The following is a 20,187-nucleotide window of genomic DNA, read 5'->3' on the forward strand; positions in this document are numbered from 1 at the left end:
CGCACAACTACTGCACAAGCGCAATCTTCAAAATATCGCCGAAATATGCGGCGTAATGATAGTCGATTCCTTCTTTAACGTAATCGGGAAGCTCCTCGACATCGCGCTTGTTATCTTCAGGCACTATCAGCGTACGGATTCCGACACGGCTCGCCGCCAACGTTTTTTCGCGAACTCCGCCAATCGGCAACACCCGCCCTGTCAACGTTAATTCGCCCGTCATCGCTACATCGTTTCTGACCGGCTTGCCCGCCGCTAAAGAGTACAATGCCAAGGCCATCGTCACCCCAGCGGAAGGGCCGTCTTTCGGCGTTGCCCCTTCAGGAACGTGCAGGTGTACTTCATGCTTTTCGAAGAAATCGTTATCCTCATTTTCCTTCGAAAGAACGGAACGAGCATAGCTGTAAGCGATTTCCGACGATTCCGTCATTACTTCGCCCAATTGGCCCGTATGCTTGAACCTTGACCTTCCCGTCCGTATTCCCGTCGCTTCCACATACAGTGTGGCTCCGCCAAAAGCCGTATACGCCAAGCCCATCACTACGCCGGCCATTGGCTGTTCATATAGTTTTTCTTTAAGAAACAGCGGCTTGCCCAAATACTTCTCCACCTCAGCCTGACTGCCGACATTTACGCTAGTCACCAAGCCTTCACTCATTTCCAATCCCACTTTTCGGATAATCTTCCTCAAGGCTTTTTCCATATTCCGAACACCGGCTTCGCGGGCGTATTTGTCCACAATATAACGCATGGAATCCTCATTAATGGAAATTTCCTTTTCGGTCAATCCGTTTTCTTCCAGCTGTCGTGGCCAAAGGTACCGTTGCGCAATCTGAATTTTCTCATCCAAAACATAACCTGCCAAACGAATCACTTCCATCCTATCGATCAACGGCCGGGGAATGGTATCGAGCTGATTGGCCGTTGTGATAAACAATACTTTGGACAAATCGAATGCAACATCGAGGTAATGATCCAGAAACTCATGGTTTTGCTCAGGGTCCAACACTTCCAACAAGGCCGATGCCGGATCGCCTTGGTAGCTGGCGCCTATCTTGTCGATCTCGTCCAGCATAATTACGGGGTTGGCTGTCCCCACACGTTTCAGGCACTGGATAAACTTACCGGGCATCGCCCCGATATAAGTTCGGCGATGGCCTTTGATCTCGGCCTCGTCCCGCATTCCGCCGACAGAGAACCGAAAGAACTTACGGTCCAGCGCCCGGGCAATCGATTTGCCTACCGAAGTTTTACCCACACCCGGAGGGCCAACCAAACAGATAATGGAACCGGAAGCCGAACCCTTTCGAATCACCGTACTCAGGAACTCAAGAATCATATCCTTGACATCTTTGAGGCCGTAATGATCCTCGTCCAAAATCTTTCTGGCCTTGGGCAAATCCCCGTTATCTTCGGAATAAACTCCCCAGGGCAAATCCGTGAAGAGTTCTAAATAGTTTCTCGAAACGGCATATTCCGGCGACTCGACGTTCAGCAATTTTATCTTTGTCAGTTCGTCGTCCACAGCTTTTCTGGCCTCTTCGCTCAGCTTCAGCGCAGCCAGTTTCGATTCTATTTTCTCTATATCGCTTTCCTTGTCTTCTTTCTCCATTCCCAGCTCTTTCTTAATGGCTTTGAGCTGTTCCCTGAGAAAATACTCCCGCTGTTGCTTCGTGACTTTTTCGTCAATTCCTTTCGAAATCTTTTCCTGAAGCTTAGCCACTTCGATATCTTCCTTCAAAAGGCGAAGCAACAAATCGGCGCGGGCTTTCAGGTCATACGCTTCCAGAATTTCCTGCAACTTGGCGGGATCGGGCGAGAGAATGTAAGCGATAGTATCCACCATCTTGCCCGGATACGTGAAGCTGAACTGCGAAAGCGCCATCTTAAGCTGTTCCTGAAAAATGGAATTGTATTTGATCAATTCCTTCACTTCCGTACTGATGGCCATCAAGTACCCCCGAAGTTCCTGACTAGGCTCGTCCGACGTCTCCTCGTAGTACTCGACTTTCCAACGGACATTCGTGCCGTTTTCCATCATCTTCTCCATCTTGAAGCGTTTGGAAGTGTCTAACAGCACCTCTGCGTAATCTTTCGAAATCTCGACCAGCTTTAGCAACTTAGCTGCGCATCCGTATTCGTGATAAGAAAGCACCTTGTTATTCTCACCCAATTCTTTGGGTAACACCAAACCAATCCAACCGTCACGCTTTTCGTTGGCCTCTTTCAGCTGGCGGATATTTTCCTCGCCGACAAAACTTATCGGCAACCGCATTTCGGGAAAAATAGGCCGGGGAAATACCGGCAAGATATCTAGTTCGGTCGGCAGGGCCTTGCCTACCACCTCCAAATCAAACGGTTGTTTCTGTTCCTCGTTCTTGTTTTCCTCTTCCATCGGGCGGATTGGTTTTATGATGAAAAAGCGCAAACCAACGATTTATGGCATGCGCTTTTTGACGCTTCTTTATCCGAAACCAAAAACAAAGGCCTTGGTTCGGCGAAGCCCGATAAGAAGAAAGACCGGCTTTGGCTAAGCCCGCCTGATATTGTCGCAGATTACGGCGGTAGCCGTGGCCACGTTCAACGATTCTGCTCCGCCAAAGCGCGGAATAGTCACCGGGTGGCTGATATATTGGCGCAGATTATCCCTAACTCCGTTCGACTCGTTCCCCATAAGCACCAATCCGCCCTTGCCGAACCGCTCGGCGTGGATATCGTTCCCGTCGAGAACGGCGCCGTATACCGGCAAATCCGTGTTTTCGAACAGCGACTCCAGATCCCGGTAATCCACCCGAACCCGGGCAAACGATCCCATACTGGAATTCAAAACCTTGGGATTATAGAAATCCGCCGTATCTTCCGAAGCTACAATTTTGCTAATCCCGTACCAATCCGCTATACGAATAATCGTACCCAGGTTGCCCGGGTCGCGTACGCCATCGAGAGCCAACACAAATTCGTCTGTCGGTAGATCCGTATTTCTTGCCGAACGCATCTCCGCCACAGCCAAGGCCGCGTTGTTTGTTTTGAAGGTTCCCATCCGCAAAAGATCGGCCTCTTTCACCACCTCCGGCTCTAGGCCGCAAGTCTCTCTAAACTGTTCTTTTCCTTCCAGAAACTCCTTCGTCACGAACACTTGCTTCACGGAAAAATCCCCCTCCAGCAACTCCTCAACGCTTTTGCCTCCCTCTACGAAAAACAGTCCCTCCTGTTTTCTGAATTTTTTTAATTGCAAAGATTTAACGAACTTGATTGTCTTATTGGTCAACATTGCGCCTTAATCCGTGAAATTCAAATTACATCTCCCCATAAGTCTAATAACCTGCCTTTTTTGCATTGGTTGCCGAGGACTCGGGTATCTCAAAGATGGCCAATATTTGCTAAAAAAACAGCGCTTTGAGATAAAAGGAAACACCCCTGCGGACCTCGACGAGATTATGGAGCTGGCGCGCCCCATCCCCAAAAAACCTTTACTGTCGTTACGTCCAGGCGTTTACCTGTACGAAACAGGAAAACGCAGGCTCGACACGGCCAAAATCCGCAAGCGCCAACGCAAGGTCAGGGACAAATACAACCTGAAGATCAAAGAACTGGAAGCGGATTCCAGCGATTTTCTGGCTCTTGAGGAAAAACGCAGAAAAGATCTCATCGCCTTAGCTCCGGGAGAAGGTTCCGACAAAGAAAAGATCGATCGGATAAACTCTAAAGCCGATAAGAAAGAGGCGAAAATCATAAGAAAAAGACAAGCGAAAAGCGGTAAGCTATTAAAGGCCAGAAATAAAAAAACCGAAAGGCTAAACGACAAAATCGAAAAGGGCAATTTCATGATGAGAATGGGCTCTCCTTTGGTTCTGCTCGATAGCTCAGCCATACGTCGCTCAGCCATTCAAATGCGCCTTTACCTAGAGACCAACGGGCATTTCAGGGCGAAAACGTCTTTTAATGTGGAGACAAAAGGCAAAACGTCTACCGTCATCTACAAAATAGCTCCCGGGCCCGTTTACACCATCGATTCCGTAATGTCTGTAAGATCAGACAATTCCGGGTTGGCAAAAGTTATTGATGACGGGAAATCCGGGTCCTTGATCAAAAAAGGGGACGTTTACAATCAGGCGAACTTCATAAAAGAAAGGGAACGCATAGAAAGCCTAGCCAAAGAAGCCGGCTATTTCGACTTTAACCGCAGGCATGTCAAAATCCTAACGGACACTACAGGACAAGACCACAAAGTATGGGTACGTCCAAAGATAACTACCCCGAACGACGTCCAACACAAGGCCTACACTATCGATTCGGTTAATTTCATCACGGACGCCCAGTTGGATCACCTCACTGAACAGCGGAAATCCACAATAAGAAACGACATAAACTTCCAGTACCATAAGCATAAGTACAGCGAAAAAGTACTAAGCCTAAAGACATTGGTAAGGCCCGGAACGCCTTACAATTCCAATAAGGTAAGCGCCACCAGGTCACAACTGAACGGCTTGAATATGTTTAGGCAGACGAAAATAGAATTCGATTCGATCGACGGGAAATTCGTGGCCAACATTAACGTGGAGCCAGTCAAAAAGAATAGTTTGAGCACGGAAGTGGGCATCGACGTAACACAGGGCGAGCCCGGTCCATACGTCAACCTTGGCTACCTGACCCGAAACCCTTTCGGAGGTCTGGAACAACTGCAAATCAGCGGACGCTACGACCTTGAGGGCGTTATCGACGTAAACCAACTAACCAAATACCGAGAGGGCGGAGTGAACGCTAAACTGTTCCTTCCGCAGTTCCTTATACCTCTTTCGAAAAACAACGAGGCGAACCCGTACAAATGGTTTAACCAGCAAACGGTTATCAATGCCGGTTGGAACCTTACGGAAACCAACGACTTCAAACGAACGGCTTTCAACACGTCTATCGACTATAATTGGGAATCGAAAAACCGTCAAAAGAAATACCGTCTCCGCTGGCTGGAGGTGAATTACATTAACTCTTCGGACATAAGCGACAACTGGGAAAAATACCTTTTCGAACAAAGGGAAAAAGGCTCAAACGAGATCCTTCAATATTCTCCTTCCGTAATTACTTCGACCTCGTTCAGCGCCAACTATAATTTTGGAGTAAATCCACTTGCGCCCAAAGAAGGAAGCACCCTGAAATTCGACTTCGAGATGGCCGGCACATGGATCAACCTTTACGATCCGTCAGCCTCCACCTCCACTGCCGAAACACAAGAACCAAACGATCCTGGCTTATCCCGATCGATTCCTGACACGCTCCAATATTACCAGTTTCTAAAGACCAATATCGAATTCAAAAAATACTTTCCTGTAAACGAAAAAACAACACTCGCCACAGGTATCGAAGTAGGCGTTGGACTTCCATACGGCATTAGTGAGAAACTACCTCTGGAAAAATCATTTGTCTTGGGAGGCACAAAAATGCGCGCATGGCAATTCGCACGGATTGGCCCCGGGGGCTACCAACCACCGGATTCCCTGTCACGTATTCGTCGCTACGGCGACATCAAAATCTATTCGTTTATGGAGCTTCGGCGCCAGCTTATCGGAAGGTTAGGCGGTTCGCTTTTCCTTGAGGCCGGTAACGTTTGGCTTATGAATGAAGACGAGACTTTCGAGAACGGCCATTTCAAATTCGATTCATTTATCGACCAACTTGGCATTTCTGGTGGATACTCCATCAACCTGGATTTCAGCCCCTTATTAATTTCGGTGGGTGTAGGCCTTAAACTCCGTGATCCCGCTACAGGCGCGAATGCCCATAAACTGAAGGCCAAAAGCCTATTGGGACAGGACTCAGAGTCTGAGCTGTTCATCGGAATCGGCTATACTTTCTGACATAAAAAAAGGGACCTGACGGCCCCTCAATATCTTGTTCGCTTACCAGCGATTTACTTTTCCGATTTATTAAACAAGGAATCAACAAACTCCATTTTGTTGAATACCTGCAGATCGTCTACCTGCTCTCCTACCCCGATATATTTCACCGGAATTTTAAATTCGTCGGAGATACCGATAACTACACCGCCTTTCGCCGTTCCGTCCAGTTTCGTGATCGCCATTGCGGAAACGTCCGTAGCCTTGGTAAACTCACGGGCCTGAATCGCAGCGTTTTGGCCTGTACTTCCGTCCAACACCAAAAGCACGTCATGTGGCGCTTCAGGGATAAACTTCTGAACGACACGCTTAATCTTTGACAGCTCGTTCATCAAGTTGACTTTGTTATGCAGACGTCCGGCAGTATCGATGATTACTACGTCGGCACCAGTTTCCACACCTTGCTTCGCGGCGTCAAAAGCCACGGAAGCGGGATCTGTGTTCATACCGTGAGAAACCACCGGCACTCCTACGCGCTCACCCCAAAGAATAAGCTGATCAACAGCCGCTGCCCTAAAAGTATCCGCCGCTCCCAACAAGACTTTTTTGCCTCTCTTGGTGTATTGGGCGGCAAGTTTGCCTATCGTAGTGGTTTTGCCTACGCCGTTTACTCCAACAACCAAAATCACGTATGGAGTTTTCAGCTCAGGCACTACAAAGTCCTCAAGGTCTTCGGTATTGTTTTCAGACAAAAGGGAAGCGATCTCCTCACGCAAGATTTTGTCAAGCTCCGAAACGCTGGCGTACTTATCGCGAGCCACTCTTTCCTCGATACGCTCGATAATCTTTACCGTCGTATCAACTCCCACATCTGAAGTTATGAGGATTTCCTCCAGATCGTCAAGCACCTCGTCGTCCACTTTGGACTTACCGACAATCGCCTTGCTGATCTTACTGAAGATGCTCTGGCTGCTTTTTTCCAGCCCTTTGTCAAGCTTCTCTTTTTTGTCTTTTGAGAAGAAATCAAACAATCCCATAGTAGTTCGAAATTATTCTATGCCGGCCTGCCCGACACACATGCGGGACAAGCCATCCCAACATGGGAATATACAAAAAAAGTCCCTAAACGGGACTTTCATAATCAATATTTTGAACTGAGATTACTTGGCGAAGTATGCTTTCACCTGATCCTCAGTGATGATCTCGTCTTTGAACGTGTAAGAACCTGATTTACCAGACTTCTCAGCCTTGATCACCTTGGCGTATTTTACACCACCTTTTGTTTTCAGCGTTGCTACTACCTTCTTAGCCATGGTTACTTAATTTCCTTGTGAACAGTGTATTTGTTAAGAATAGGGTTGTATTTTTTCAACTCCATACGATCCGGAGTGTTTTTCCGGTTCTTGGTAGTAATGTAGCGCGAAGTTCCAGGCTTGCCACTGGCCTTGTGCTCGGTGCATTCCAAGATCACCTGTACTCTATTTCCTTTAGCTTTAGCCATTTTATCTTAGCTTTTTTGTATTCTGAATTGGAAACTTGGATTAAGCCAGAACGTTACCCGCTTTTCTAGCTTTTCTCAACACTGCAGAGATACCGTTCTTGTTGATGGTTCTCAAAGCCGTACTCGAAACCTTCAGCGTGATCCACTTGCCCTCTTCAGGGATGAAGAATTTTTTCGTGTGCAAGTTAGGGTAGAACTTACGCCTAGTTTTATTGTGTGCGTGCGAAACGTTGTTACCCACGCGCGGTCTCTTACCTGTAATCTGACAAACTCTGGCCATGACTTAAATATTGAAAATATTGCTTAAATACTCTTTTTCAGGAATTCGGTCTGCAAAGGTCGCGAAAAATTCCGTAACACCAAACATTTCGCACGAAGTTTAAGCCTGTCACTTTACCGTAAAGTGCTGGCCCCAAGCGTCTTCGTCCGGGCACCGACCGATCCCCTATTTGACAGAAACGCAAATATACTCAATTTTTGACCATAACACCCAAACAGAACCGCCTTTTTCTCTCATCCACAACAAACTAAACGTCATTTTGTGTGTCGGCACCCCATGTTTTCGCCCCAAAACAAACCGTCCCCTGACTCAAAAGCTATTTATTAGTATATTGTATGCTCGGACGGGAGCGCACTGCCCACACCAAAGAGCCAACCCACGGTACATGGACACAAAACGCTCCGCCCACCAGCTAGTTTTTTACTACAAACCGATATAGAAATGACAAATCACATCAGCAGCCAAGAGGCAATGGCCTTGGAAGACCGATACGGAGCGCACAATTACCACCCACTTCCTGCCGTTTTGGCAAAAGGAGAAGGCGTTTTCCTCTGGGACTGCGAAGGTAACCGCTATTACGATTTTCTCTCCGCCTACAGCGCCGTAAACCAAGGACACTGCCACCCGCGCATTGTAAAGGCCCTGAAAGACCAAGCCGAAACCCTTACCCTGACATCAAGGGCTTTTTACAGCAACAGGCTTGGCGAAGCCGAAAAATTCATCTGTGAGATGTTCGGTTACGACAAGGCATTGATGATGAACTCCGGAGCGGAAGCCAACGAAACGGCCATCAAGCTCGCCAGAAAATGGGGTTACACCAAAAAGAATATCCCGGCCAACGAAGCGGTGATCGTTTGCTGTAAGCACAACTTCCACGGCCGAACCACCACAATTATATCGGCTTCAACAGACCCGATGTCAACTTCCGGCTTCGGTCCGTTTATGCCTGGTTTCGAAGTAGTGGAATACGATAACCTCGAAGCACTTGACAAAGCACTTTCCAACCCGAACGTCTGTGGTTTCTGGGTAGAGCCGATCCAAGGCGAGGCCGGCGTTCACGTACCATCCGAAGGATACCTCAAAGGAGCCGAAGAACTCTGCAAGAAACACAACGTACTGTTGATGATGGACGAGATACAGACCGGTGTCGCTCGTACGGGTCGCATGATGGCTTCGGACTGGGAAGACGTGCATCCGGACATGCTTATCCTCGGCAAAGCGATTTCCGGCGGCACTGTACCCGTATCCGTAGTTTTAGCCGACGACGACGTAATGTTAGTCATCAAGCCGGGCGAGCACGGATCCACTTACGGAGGCAACCCGATGGCTTGCGCCGTGATGATCGAAGCGCTCAAGGTAATCCAAGACGAAAAACTGGCGGAAAATTCCGACACTCTCGGCGTTTATTTCCGCGAGCGCATGACAAGTTTGGCCGAAAAATCGGAACTGGTTACAAAAGTCCGCGGAAAAGGCTTGATGAACGCCATCATCGTCAACGACACCGAAGACAGTAGTACCGCTTGGGATCTTTGCGTTGCGCTCAGCAAAAACGGACTTCTCGCCAAGCCTACCCACGGCAACATTATCCGCTTCACGCCTCCATTGGTAATGACCAAAGAGCAACTGTCGGAATGCTGTGACATTATTGAAAACACTGTCGCTGAATTTGAGAAAAGCTGGAAGAAGTAACATAAGAAGGGAATTTTCGTTCCCCTAAAAGCAAAAGCAAATAAACGGGCCGGTAATCAACCGGTCCGTTTCCATTTACGGCCCAAATACCCTCAAAGCGGAGCCTTACTGGATTTTTCAGTTCAATACGCTTACATTTGGATCGACCCAAAAGTCCACCAAGCAAAAAACACAACGCTATGGATTATATGACAAGAAGACCTAGAAGAAACAGAAAATCCGAGGCCGTACGCAGAATGGCCGAAGAGACAACCCTGTCGCTCAACAACCTTATATTCCCGATGTTCCTCATCGAAGGCGAAAACCAAAAAGAGGAAGTATCCTCAATGCCGGGAATATACCGCTTCTCGCTCGACCAACTTCTTGTGGAAATCGGCGAATGCATGGACCTCGGACTGCGAGCGTTCTGCCTGTTCCCTTCCATCAGCGAATCGCTGAAAGACTCGATGGCCACCGAAGGCCACAACCCCGAAGGGCTTTATATCCAAGCGATAAAAGCCGTTAAGGAAAAATACCCGGAAGCTTGCGTTATGACCGACGTAGCCATGGACCCGTACAGCTCGGACGGCCACGACGGTATCGTACGCGACGGACAAATCGTCAACGACGACACGCTTGAGGTTCTCGGGAAAATGGCCTTGGCCCAAGCCCGTGCCGGCGCCGACATCATCGGACCATCGGACATGATGGACGGGCGCGTGGCCTACATCCGAGAAATGCTCGACGACGAAGGCTTCACCGACGTATCAATCATGTCATACACGGCGAAATACGCCAGCGCTTTCTACGGCCCGTTCCGCGACGCCCTGGATTCCGCCCCGAAATTCGGCGACAAGAAAACTTACCAGATGAATCCGGCCAACAAAAGGGAAGCCCTCATCGAAGCCGACCTCGACTACGCCGAAGGCGCCGACTTCATGATGGTAAAACCCGCTTTAGCATATTTGGACGTCATCCACATGCTGAAAGAAAATTACGAACTCCCGATCACCGCCTACAACGTAAGTGGCGAGTACGCCATGATCAAGGCAGCGGCCGAAAAAGGCTGGCTCGACGGGGAAAAGACCATGCATGAGTCACTACTCAGCATCCGCCGTGCGGGCGCTGATGTTATTCTCACCTATTTCGCCAAAGAATTCGCCCAAATGATTGCGAAAAAATAAGGCCTGAACACATAGCTAAAAGGATAATGGCCAATGACTTGGTTATTAAAGCAAAAAAAAGCTCCGCCTCCGGAGCTTTTTTTAATGCCCATTTGGAAACTATTATCCACCCAAATAATTAATTTCGCCAAACAAGCCAAAAGCTTACGCACTAGCGAACAACTCATTTTTCCACAAATGAAGCCTACTTTTCAGGTATGAAAAATGATTTTTGCTATATTCAACAGCTGTTAAATCAACTATTTGACAAATATGAACGCAGGGATTTCAGCCTTAAGCGCTTTTGCGCCGGACAAAATCCTTTCCAACAGTGATTTGGAAACTACCATAGAAACCTCGGACGAGTGGATACGAAAAAGAACGGGGATACAAGAGCGTCGGATTTCGGATGAGAACCAATTCACCAGCGACCTCTGCGTCAGCGCGGCCAAAAAAATGGCCGAGGAAAGCGGAATCAGCCTCTCTGACGTCGACTTTGTCATCGTCGGCACTATAACCCCCGACCAGGTGATGCCCAGCGTAGCCAGCAAAGTCCAGCATGCGCTCGGCGCCAACCACGCCGGCACTATGGATCTCACGGCCGCCTGCGCAGGGTTCGGCTATGGCCTGATCATCGCCAAAGCGTTGATCGAAAGTGGCATGTACAAAAAAATATTGGTTTTCGGCGCCGAAACCCTCTCTAAAGCCGTCGACTACTCCGACCGCACCACATGTATCCTTTTCGGCGACGGTGCGGGCGTAGCCTTAGTGGAACCAGAAGGAAAATCGAAAATACTGACCACCACCACCGGAACCAACGGAAGTGAAGGGCACAACCTCACACTCTCTAATCTCGGAGACAAGGTAAATGGAGTCGATATTATTACCGACAGGAACATTCACCAAGACGGAAGGAAAGTTTTTAAGTGGGCGGTTGAGACGATATCGAAAGTGGCTAAAGAAACCATGGAAAACGCTGGGCTGACCATCGACGATATCGACTGGTTCATTCCCCATAGCGCCAACCTCAGAATCATAGAGGCGATTTGCAAAAACACGGGGATTCCAGCGGAAAAGACATTGGAGAGCCTAGTCAATTTCGGAAACACATCTTCTGCCAGCATTCCTTTGGCCCTAAACCAAGGCATTGAGAAAGGAAAAGTCAAGAAAGGCGACAAACTGCTACTTATCGGGTTTGGGGGCGGATTGACATACGCCGGATTAATCGTTGACTGGAACGGTTAACGTGATTTCCCCATACCAAAACACCGTTAAGAAAAGTCCCGGCCAACTCCGGGACTTTTCTTTTACCCGCCTATTAAACCGGCAAGACAATTGCCTTCACTTACAAACAAAGCCTGCGGCCTAAGGCCTTGTACCATTTATAGCATTATTTACAAAAGCGATATCGCCACAAGCTTCTCAGCGTTTGGAGTTAAGCCACGAGTTTAGGACATTTGTCTTTCGGCGCAAGTTTTTCCTTCCCCAAACCAGAAGGAAGTAGCGCCGAACCAACCGCCTTATTAGACAACACAAGCCAGAACCACACGCCTTTTATGAAAGCCGCAGTCTACCGCAGAGAAACTTTCAACGCAGCGCACAGGCTCCATAACCCGAACTGGACCGACGAGGTCAACCGTCGGGTTTACGGCAAGTGCAACAACCCTAACTACCACGGCCATAATTACGTCATTATCGTAAGGGTCGTTGGGGAAATTGACCCAGACACGGGATTTGTCATGGACCTGAAGACGCTCCGCGACCTGATCCACGAACTGGTGCTAGATCCTTTTGATCACAAAAACCTCAACGAGGATACCGAGGAGTTCAGGGAGTTGATTCCCAGTGCGGAAAACATAGCCAAAGTGGCCTATGAAAAATTACGGCAACGGATAAAACCGGACTTAGACGTGCGTATCACACTTTACGAAACGGAAAAAAACTATGTCGAATACCCATTATAAGCCAGAGGCAAAGCTAAAAGTGAGTTTGGAAGACGTTGACGAAATAGGCGACAACCACGTAGCGGGATCATGGGAAACTCCAATCCGCAAGGACGCTTTCGAGATGGACGACAAAGAGAAAGTCGAGAAAATCTCGGAACATTTTCAGGAAATTATGACCATCCTCGGGCTGGACCTTACGGACGACAGCCTCAAAGGAACCCCCCACCGGGTGGCTAAGATGTACGTAAAGGAAATCTTCAGCGGGCTGAACCCGAAAAACAAACCTAAAGTCACGCTGTTCGACAACAAATACAAGTACGGCGAGATGCTGGTGGAAAAAGACATCGCGTTTCATTCGAACTGCGAACACCATTTCGTGCCAATCTACGGAAAAGTGCACGTGGCCTACATCCCGAACAACAAGGTAATAGGCTTGTCAAAAATCAACCGCTTGGTCCAATATTATGCCAAGCGCCCGCAAGTTCAGGAAAGAATGACAGTCCAAATCGCCAACGAACTCATGGCTTCGCTGGAAACCGGAAGCGTTGCGGTAGTGGTGGAAGCGGATCACATGTGCGTTTCCTCAAGAGGGGTAAACGACACCCACAGCTCCACGGTTACCGCACATTATACGGGATCATTTAACGAACCCGCAGTCAAGCAGGAATACCTGGAGCACATTAGGGCCGGAAAATAAACTGCCGACCCCGAAAATAAAAAAGCCTGAGGCGCCACCTTACGGTTCCGTTTCAGGCTTTTCCATTATTTTAAGTCTGCTCACCGCTTTTTCCGCGGCGCTTTGCTCGGCTTTCTTCTTACTCGGCCCCGTCCCTTTACCTATCATCTTGTCGCCGACATAAACTTCAGCCACGAATTCCTTGTAGTGCTTCCCATTATTGACTTCGACGATATCGAAACGAACCTCTTTCTTCGCTTGATGAGCCCACTCAATCAGTTTGCTCTTGTGGTTGTGATTCGTAATGATCACCTCGTCGATATCAACATGAGGCCTTAGCAAACGCTTCAATATGAATTTCCTGCAAAAGGAATATCCACGGTCAAGGTACACCGCCCCGACCAACGCCTCCAAAGAATCTCCGTAGATGGATTTGAACGATTGGGAATGGCGACGCCCTTTGTTGAACTCCACCAACTCACTCAAACCAATCTTGACCGCCAACTTGTTCAGCGACTCGCGATTTACGATCCTCGACCTTATTTCGGTCAAAAACCCTTCGTCTTTGAAAGGGTACTTCTTGAAAAGGTATTCCGCCACAACGGCACCTAAGATAGCGTCTCCCAAGTACTCCAACCTCTCGTTGGACTCCTTGAAACCCCTTTCGTTTTCCACAGCCACAGAAGTGTGCTGCGTAACCAGACGGTAAAGAGATAAATTTAAAGGCTTACTACCGACAATTCTTCCGATTGCCTTCATAAGCCTTTTATCTTTTTCAGAAGAAATAAAACGTATTGGAAATAGTCTTCTTAGCAACAAATTCCAGAATTTATTCTTCCAACTTTTTCATTATCACGGAGAAGTTATGACCTCCAAATCCGAAGGTATTGTTAACCACCGCACGAATCTCGCGCTTCTCCGCCTTGTTCAGCGTAAGCTTCAACTTAGGATCGATTTTAGGATCCGCCTCCGAATGGTTAATCGTAGGAGGAACAACCTGGTCCTGAAGAGCCATAACGCAAGCGATGGACTCAACCGCACCGGCGGCGCCCAAAAGGTGCCCCGTCATCGACTTAGTCGAACTGATATTGAGGTTATAAGCGTGATCGCCAAAAGCCTTCTGCACCGCCATCAACTCGGCCACGTCGCCCAAAGGCGTCGAAGTACCGTGCACGTTGATGTAGTCGATATCTTCCGGCTTCATGTTAGCGTCTTCCATCGCATTGAGCATCACCTGCATAGCGCCTTCCCCTTCGGGATGCGGAGCAGTGAGGTGATATGCGTCGGCGCTAGCGCCACAACCCGCTATTTCACAATAGATTTTCGCACCCCTTGCCACTGCGTGCTCATACGACTCGAGAACCAAAGCACCGGCTCCTTCACCCAAGACAAAACCGTCACGGCTATTGTCAAAAGGCCTGGAAGCGGTCTCGGGCGAATCGTTACGCTCAGACAAAGCTTTTACGGCACTAAAACCTCCAACACCACCTTCAACCACAGAAGCCTCGGAACCACCAGTAATCATCACGTCGCATTTTCCGTAACGGATGGCTTCGGAAGCCGACATGATAGCGTTGGTAGCCGAAGCGCAAGCGGAAACGGTCACGAAGTTAATCCCCTTGAACCCGTGTTGCATGGAAATCCAGCCTGCGGCGATATCCGCAATCATTTTCGGGATAAAGAAAGGATTGAATTTCGGGGTTCCGTCCCCTTTGGCAAATTCGGAAATTTCCTTTTGGAAGGTACCTAGACCTCCGATGCCGGATCCCCAGATAACACCGGCCCTTTTCGGGTCGAAGTTGCCTGATTCGATGCCAGCGTCTTTGATCGCCTGGTCAGCGGCCACCACAGCGTACTGGGTGAACGTGTCCATTTTGCGGGCTTCCTTGCGGTTTATATGTTGGTTTACGTCAAAATCCTTAACCTCGCATGCGAAGCGAGTCTTGAATTTCTCCGCATTGAATTTCGTGATAGGGGTGGCCCCGCTAACGCCCTTGACCAAGTTCGCCCAGTAATCCTGAACGTTGTTGCCCAAAGGAGTCAGCGCACCCAACCCTGTAACCACAACTCTTTTAAAATTCATAAATGAATTTTTGAGTGGAAAAAGTTACTTAACGTTTTCTTCCAAGTACTGGATAGCATTGCCTACAGTGGCGATGTTTTCAGCCTGGTCGTCTGGGATAGAGATATTGAACTCTTTTTCAAATTCCATGATGAGTTCCACGGTGTCCAAAGAGTCCGCGCCCAAGTCGTTTGTGAAGCTGGCCTCAGGAGTCACCTCAGACTCTTCAACTCCCAACTTGTCAATAATAATCTCCTTTACTTTCTGTGCGATTTCAGACATTGCTCTAATCTAATTTAGTTCGAACTCGATGCAAAGAAATGCATTTCGTATTTTAATGTCAAACAATATGGGGCAATCTTACCCGTTGTCAAATCCTACCCAAAACGGGCAGGTTCCCGCAAAATAACCATTCAAAAATCTATATTCCAAACATTTAAGCAACTACCGCCTCGCACGGCGTTACGAGTTCGGTTTCTGTAAAAAAACAATATTTTGGCGCAGAGCCCATATCCTGCGTTTTTTTGCCAATTTAGCAAAACAAAATGCGATATTAGAAAAGCTATTAGCGGATACGCGAAACCAACCCCCTTCCCTACCCAAGCGCCAAGCCCGAATAACCCCAAAAGCCCTTTCCAATCAACAAACCGTTTTGTTTGGAGCACTAATTATTTTTAATTTTGCAAATCGTTCTTGGCCGACAGCAAACGCCGTGACGCATTTGCGCCTCCGCAAAACCGGTCAGAACATGGTCCGCCGGAACGCCCGAAAGGGTATCAATACGCAAGAATGGGAAAGCAATCAATCGACGGCGCCACCCCCGACATAAAGGTTGTCGGGCTAGTGACGGGACTAAAAGAACACAGAGTCGCCTGGGTATTAGGCGAAAGGCTCGGAAACGGTTTCCGCAAGGAAGAAGACCTCGTTCTTGAAGAAACGGACGAAAGTTTCCACTTCTCCATTTTTTCCGGATCATACAGGCACAGAAGCCTACGTTTGATTCGAAACAAATCATACGTCGCCGGCGAACAAAACAGCTTTATCCTTCCTGAGTTAAGTAATATTGACTACTTGCTGACCTTGGAAGGGAACAATGCGGACGAGTTGGCCAAAGAAATCTGCGCCCTGTTACAGGACGACGAAAACATTCAGTTCGCGCGGCAACTAGAGACCAAAAAAATCAGATCAAGGGAAAATCTAATATTCTGAAACACCTTTCATGAAAGAGCTAGCACAAAAGAAAACCAAAATCGTCGCCACGATCGGGCCGACTACCGAGTTTGAGGACAAGGTTAGGGAGCTTATCCTTGCGGGCCTGAACGTTGCCCGTCTGAACTTCTCGCACGGAGGCCACGACGAGCAACTCAACCGCATGAACATCGTGCGTAAGCTGAACAAGGAAATGGGAACCAATGTAGGCCTTTTGCAAGACCTTCAAGGACCAAAAATCCGTATCGGCGAGGTTGAGGACGGAGGCGTAGACATCGTAGCCGGCGACGAGCTCACGATCACGTCTAGCCCTATGATCGGTACCAAAGACACTGTAAGCACTACGTACCAGTCGCTTACTTCTGATGTAGAAGTAGGAGACCCTATCTTGATCGACGACGGTAACTTGGAGCTCAAAGTTACTGAAAAAGGCGAAGGACAGATCAAAACCACTGTTGTTCACGGCGGTAAGCTTAAGTCTAAAAAGGGCATCAACCTGCCCGGCACTAAGCTTTCAACTCCTTCGATGACCGAAAAGGACTTGGCCGATCTCGAATTCGGTTTGGAACAAAACGTAGACTGGGTTGCCTTGTCATTCGTTCGCGAAGCCAAGGATATCGAAGACCTTAAGGCCATCATCGCCAAAAGGGGCAAGCACACTAAAGTTGTTGCCAAAATCGAGAAGCCGGAAGCCATCGCCAATATCGACGAGATCATCGCCGCTACTGACGCCATTATGGTTGCCCGTGGAGACTTGGGCGTTGAGATCCCAATGGAAGACGTGCCGTTGATCCAGAAAGAAATCATCAAGAAGTGTAACATGGCCGCTAAGCCGGTAATCGTTGCCACTCAGATGCTGGACAGCATGATCAACAACCCTCGTCCAACCCGTGCGGAAGCTTCTGACGTTGCCAACGCTATCATGGACGGCGCTGACGCTGTTATGCTTTCAGGCGAAACCGCTTTCGGTTCGTACCCTAAATTGGCTGTTGAGTCAATGACGAAAATCATCCGTGTTCTCGAAGAGAAAGGAAGCATGATTTTCGACAAGAACTACGAGCTTGACAAAAACTCTGAGACTTACAAGTACGACCGCGTATTGGCGAGCTCTGCTCGTTTGGCCAAAGACACTGAAGCCAAAGCCATCACCGGCATGTCGTTCTCGGGTTATACAGCTTTCGGTCTTTCGCGTTTCCGCCCGTCAGCCGACATCCTTATCGTTACGGAAAACACCCATTTGCTGACTCAGTTGAGCCTTATCTGGGGCGTTACAGGTTATCACACCGATGCTTTGGGAGACACTACTGAGAAAGCATTCCAGAAGGTGAACGAGATCATCAAAGGCGAAGAGGCTGTTGAAACTGGCGACCTTGTTGTTTCTACAGGTACAATGCCTGTTGCTCAGAAGCAGCACACTAATACTGTTCGTTTGACTACAGTCCGTTAATCCGGATTAAGTAACACCTTTTACAAAAAACGCCCTTCGAAAATTTTCGAAGGGCGTTTTTCTTTTATAATACCAGGGCCTCTTTTTAGGCTTTTTGAGGGGTGACCAATATCACGTCCTCTTTATCGATCAAGACTTTTCCGGCTGCGGAGCCTTTTTGCTTCCTGATATATTTCCTTGGAGTTACCGTAACCGGACAAAGGCTGTCGGTTTTTCTTTTGGAATAATAAGCCGCCACCTGCGCCGCATATTCGATCACGTCCTTCGGAAAAACTTTACCTGACTTATGTTTCAACAACACGTGTGAGCCTGTAACGTCTTTCGCATGTAGCCAAAGGTCCTCTTTATATGAATGCCTTTGAAGCAACTCATCGTTACTTTTCGGGTTTTTACCCACCCAAAGCTCAAAACCTTTGTGGCTGAAGACATAAAACGGCCTGGTAACCTTTTGCTGTTTCTCTTGCCCGCGCTTCACGTCTTTCTTCAGGATTTTCCGAAGCTCCCGTACCGTATTAGCTTCGTCTATAGTCTCGAGTAATTCTTCTTGACTTAACAATTCCTCATATTTCCGCTCAAGGTTTTCGTTCAGGTTGTCCACTTCCAGTTTCTGGTTCTTGGATTTCCTGTAAAGCTCCTCGGCGTTTTTTTGGGGCGATAGCTTCGGCTTCAGTTTAATCGTTACGCTTTCGTTGGTATAAAAATTAAAAAGATCAACGGATTTTGCCCGCTCAGGCACTGCATGGAGATTTGCCATCAGCACGTCAGCCAATTCATTATACTTGACTCCGTGCTTTAATCCCGCTAGCTTTTTCTCCGCTTTCTTGATATAGTTTTTCGTCTTGGATATCTCGGAGGTCAATCTTCTTATCGCATCGGCTCTTTCCTTTCGCAAATAATACTCCCGAGCATAAATGGAATAGAATTCCGTAATCGCCGCCGTAGGCCTTTCGGGAAGTTTCTCCGCCCCCTCTTCCGGCAAAAGGGTAAGGTAAATATCCCTTTCCGTACGCATCACCCAAAACTCACCAGAGTCGAGAAGCCCAACAGCCTTATTTAGCAAGCTCCATTTTGCCTGAATATCAAGGTCGTCCCAACCGGAAGACTCAAGGTAAGCCTGAACTCTTTTTCCAAAAGTCGGATACAAGGCCCGCCAATCGCCGTCCGCCTCTTCAAGCGCCTTTTCGGTCCGCTCAATTGGCCTATCCAATTCCGCTAGACTCACCGAAAAATCATTCTTCAGGCTCGACTTGAATACGGAAAGCAGTTCATTTTCTTTAAAAAGAATCAGGTTTGACCTGTTGCCGTGCATTTTGAACAGCAAAGCGTAATCCTGCTCAAAAAGCAAGGCGAAAGCTCGCTCGTTCTCATATTGCCGAACTCCCGTAACCGCCAAACCCGACAATTCCCCGAAAAGATTCACGCTGTTTTTCCGGGCCCTGTGGTATTCGTCCGGAAAACTTAGGCAAGAAAAATCCCCCTGAAGCGACGCTCTAATATAAAATTCCTGATCTCCCGCGGCGCAAAACCCCATAATCAGCTCGTCTTTGCTTTGGCTAAAACACTCAACGAGCTTCCAGCCACACAAGGTCTCCGCCAAATCCTGACTCAGACGCCTCAGAAAATAATAATTGTTATGCATGTTCAATCTTCACTTTAAGTCCGTCATAAGCCAACTCCACTCCCATCGGCAATCTGGCCGATTCTTCCAGATGACGCCCCAGCATGTGGCTAATATGCGTAATATAGGCTTGTTTCGGATTCACTTCTTTAATAAAAGTCAAAGCCTGGGCCAGCGTAAAATGTGACGGATGCTCTTCTTTTCTCAATCCGTTAATCACCAGCACTTCGGCGTTTCTGGCCTTATCCATTTCCTCCGGACAAATCGTCTTGGCGTCGGTGATATAAACGAAATCCTTTATCCGAAAACCGAAAACCGGCATATTGCCATGGCTTACCTCTATCGGAGTCACTTCAAGACCTTCCACTTCGAATTTCTCATTCCTGATTTCTACTGGGTCAATCCTAGGCGCTCCTTTATAGCCTTTTGGCTCAAAAATGTACGGAAATTCTCTCTGTAAGCAATCCAGCACTGTGTTACGGGCATAAACAGGAATACTTTTATTCAAGCTAAAATTATAGCCCCGGACATCGTCCAAACCCGCGACGTGGTCTTTGTGCTCGTGCGTGAACAAAATTGCGTCCACATCGCCAATTCGCTCCCGCAATACCTGTTGCCTAAAGTCCGGGCCCGTGTCCACCACCAAGCTTTTTCCGTCCACTTCAATATGGATGGAAGTCCTTAAGCGGGTATCCCGAAAATCCATCGAAGAACATACCTTGCAGGAGCAGTTGATAACCGGCACACCCTGCGATGTACCTGTACCCAAAAACGTTACGACCACTT

General features: G+C 48.1%; 19 protein-coding genes. 8 read left to right on the forward strand and 11 right to left on the reverse strand.

Annotation, left to right across the window (positions count from 1 at the left end; all coding sequences use genetic code 11):
• Positions 1-7 precede the first annotated feature (7 nt).
• Positions 8-2,395, reverse strand: coding sequence for an endopeptidase La (gene lon / locus AABK39_RS15205; protein ID WP_338392196.1), 2,388 nt, complete (start codon positions 2,393-2,395; stop codon positions 8-10).
• A 135-nt stretch (positions 2,396-2,530) separates the two neighbouring features.
• On the reverse strand, positions 2,531-3,271 hold the full coding sequence (locus tag AABK39_RS15210; protein WP_421825139.1) for a TrmH family RNA methyltransferase: 741 nt from the start codon (positions 3,269-3,271) through the stop codon (positions 2,531-2,533).
• A gap of 13 nt (positions 3,272-3,284) precedes the next feature.
• On the opposite strand from AABK39_RS15210, the gene tamL reads away from it, so the two are divergent.
• Positions 3,285-5,852 carry a translocation and assembly module lipoprotein TamL gene (gene tamL / locus AABK39_RS15215; protein ID WP_459115372.1) on the forward strand — a complete coding sequence of 856 codons (2,568 nt, stop codon included), beginning with the start codon at positions 3,285-3,287 and terminating at the stop codon, positions 5,850-5,852.
• A 53-nt stretch (positions 5,853-5,905) separates the two neighbouring features.
• On the opposite strand, the gene ftsY is transcribed toward tamL, so the two are convergent.
• From ftsY to rpmB, 4 genes are all read right to left on the reverse strand, one after another.
• Positions 5,906-6,868: a signal recognition particle-docking protein FtsY gene (gene ftsY / locus AABK39_RS15220; RefSeq protein ID WP_338392199.1), complete on the reverse strand. Its 963-nt coding sequence runs from the start codon at positions 6,866-6,868 to the stop codon at positions 5,906-5,908.
• A gap of 123 nt (positions 6,869-6,991) precedes the next feature.
• A complete protein-coding gene (locus tag AABK39_RS15225) occupies positions 6,992-7,144 on the reverse strand; it encodes a DUF4295 domain-containing protein (RefSeq protein ID WP_338392200.1) in 153 nt (50 codons plus the stop codon).
• 2 nt (positions 7,145-7,146) lie between these two features.
• Complete coding sequence (gene rpmG, locus AABK39_RS15230) at positions 7,147-7,332, reverse strand: 50S ribosomal protein L33 (protein ID WP_338392201.1); 186 nt, start codon at positions 7,330-7,332, stop codon at positions 7,147-7,149.
• A 40-nt stretch (positions 7,333-7,372) separates the two neighbouring features.
• Positions 7,373-7,612 (reverse strand): 50S ribosomal protein L28, encoded by a 240-nt coding sequence (rpmB, locus tag AABK39_RS15235; protein ID WP_338392202.1) that lies wholly within the window; start codon positions 7,610-7,612, stop codon positions 7,373-7,375.
• A 441-nt stretch (positions 7,613-8,053) separates the two neighbouring features.
• Between rpmB and rocD the strand changes: the two genes are divergently transcribed.
• The 5 genes from rocD (at position 8,054) to folE (ending at position 13,086) form a co-directional block, all read left to right on the forward strand.
• On the forward strand, positions 8,054-9,301 hold the full coding sequence (gene rocD / locus AABK39_RS15240; protein ID WP_338392203.1) for an ornithine--oxo-acid transaminase: 1,248 nt from the start codon (positions 8,054-8,056) through the stop codon (positions 9,299-9,301).
• A 188-nt stretch (positions 9,302-9,489) separates the two neighbouring features.
• Positions 9,490-10,464, forward strand: coding sequence for a porphobilinogen synthase (gene hemB, locus AABK39_RS15245; protein ID WP_338394695.1), 975 nt, complete (start codon positions 9,490-9,492; stop codon positions 10,462-10,464).
• A 252-nt stretch (positions 10,465-10,716) separates the two neighbouring features.
• Positions 10,717-11,688 carry a ketoacyl-ACP synthase III gene (locus AABK39_RS15250; RefSeq protein ID WP_338392204.1) on the forward strand — a complete coding sequence of 324 codons (972 nt, stop codon included), beginning with the start codon at positions 10,717-10,719 and terminating at the stop codon, positions 11,686-11,688.
• Positions 11,689-11,999: 311 nt separating this feature from the next.
• Positions 12,000-12,407: a 6-pyruvoyl trahydropterin synthase family protein gene (locus AABK39_RS15255; protein WP_338392205.1), complete on the forward strand. Its 408-nt coding sequence runs from the start codon at positions 12,000-12,002 to the stop codon at positions 12,405-12,407.
• The gene (gene folE / locus AABK39_RS15260; RefSeq protein ID WP_338392206.1) at positions 12,388-13,086 is read left to right on the forward strand and encodes a GTP cyclohydrolase I FolE; all 699 of its coding nucleotides are present in this window, start codon (positions 12,388-12,390) and stop codon (positions 13,084-13,086) included. The genes AABK39_RS15255 and folE overlap by 20 nt, the downstream gene beginning before the upstream one ends.
• A 39-nt stretch (positions 13,087-13,125) precedes the next feature.
• Here folE and rnc read toward each other — a convergent pair whose 3' ends face one another.
• The 3 genes from rnc to AABK39_RS15275 form a co-directional block, all read right to left on the reverse strand.
• Positions 13,126-13,824 (reverse strand): ribonuclease III, encoded by a 699-nt coding sequence (gene rnc, locus AABK39_RS15265; RefSeq protein WP_338392207.1) that lies wholly within the window; start codon positions 13,822-13,824, stop codon positions 13,126-13,128.
• A 70-nt stretch (positions 13,825-13,894) separates the two neighbouring features.
• Positions 13,895-15,148, reverse strand: a complete 1,254-nt coding sequence (gene fabF / locus AABK39_RS15270; protein ID WP_338392208.1) for a beta-ketoacyl-ACP synthase II — start codon at positions 15,146-15,148, stop codon at positions 13,895-13,897.
• 24 nt (positions 15,149-15,172) lie between these two features.
• Positions 15,173-15,409: an acyl carrier protein gene (locus AABK39_RS15275; RefSeq protein WP_338392209.1), complete on the reverse strand. Its 237-nt coding sequence runs from the start codon at positions 15,407-15,409 to the stop codon at positions 15,173-15,175.
• A 507-nt stretch (positions 15,410-15,916) separates the two neighbouring features.
• Here AABK39_RS15275 and AABK39_RS15280 point away from each other — a divergent pair.
• A complete protein-coding gene (locus tag AABK39_RS15280) occupies positions 15,917-16,336 on the forward strand; it encodes an IPExxxVDY family protein (protein ID WP_338392210.1) in 420 nt (139 codons plus the stop codon).
• Positions 16,337-16,346: 10 nt separating this feature from the next.
• Positions 16,347-17,783, forward strand: a complete 1,437-nt coding sequence (gene pyk / locus AABK39_RS15285) for a pyruvate kinase (protein WP_338392211.1) — start codon at positions 16,347-16,349, stop codon at positions 17,781-17,783.
• 85 nt (positions 17,784-17,868) lie between these two features.
• On the opposite strand, the gene AABK39_RS15290 is transcribed toward pyk, so the two are convergent.
• On the reverse strand, positions 17,869-19,422 hold the full coding sequence (locus tag AABK39_RS15290) for an NFACT RNA binding domain-containing protein (protein WP_338392212.1): 1,554 nt from the start codon (positions 19,420-19,422) through the stop codon (positions 17,869-17,871).
• A complete protein-coding gene (locus tag AABK39_RS15295; protein WP_338392213.1) occupies positions 19,415-20,185 on the reverse strand; it encodes an MBL fold metallo-hydrolase in 771 nt (256 codons plus the stop codon). Before AABK39_RS15295 ends, AABK39_RS15290 begins: the two co-directional genes overlap by 8 nt.
• Positions 20,186-20,187: the final 2 nt, after the last annotated feature.

Source organism: Fulvitalea axinellae, assembly GCF_036492835.1.
In the GTDB taxonomy this organism is placed as follows: Bacteria; Bacteroidota; Bacteroidia; order Cytophagales; family Cyclobacteriaceae; genus Fulvitalea; species Fulvitalea axinellae.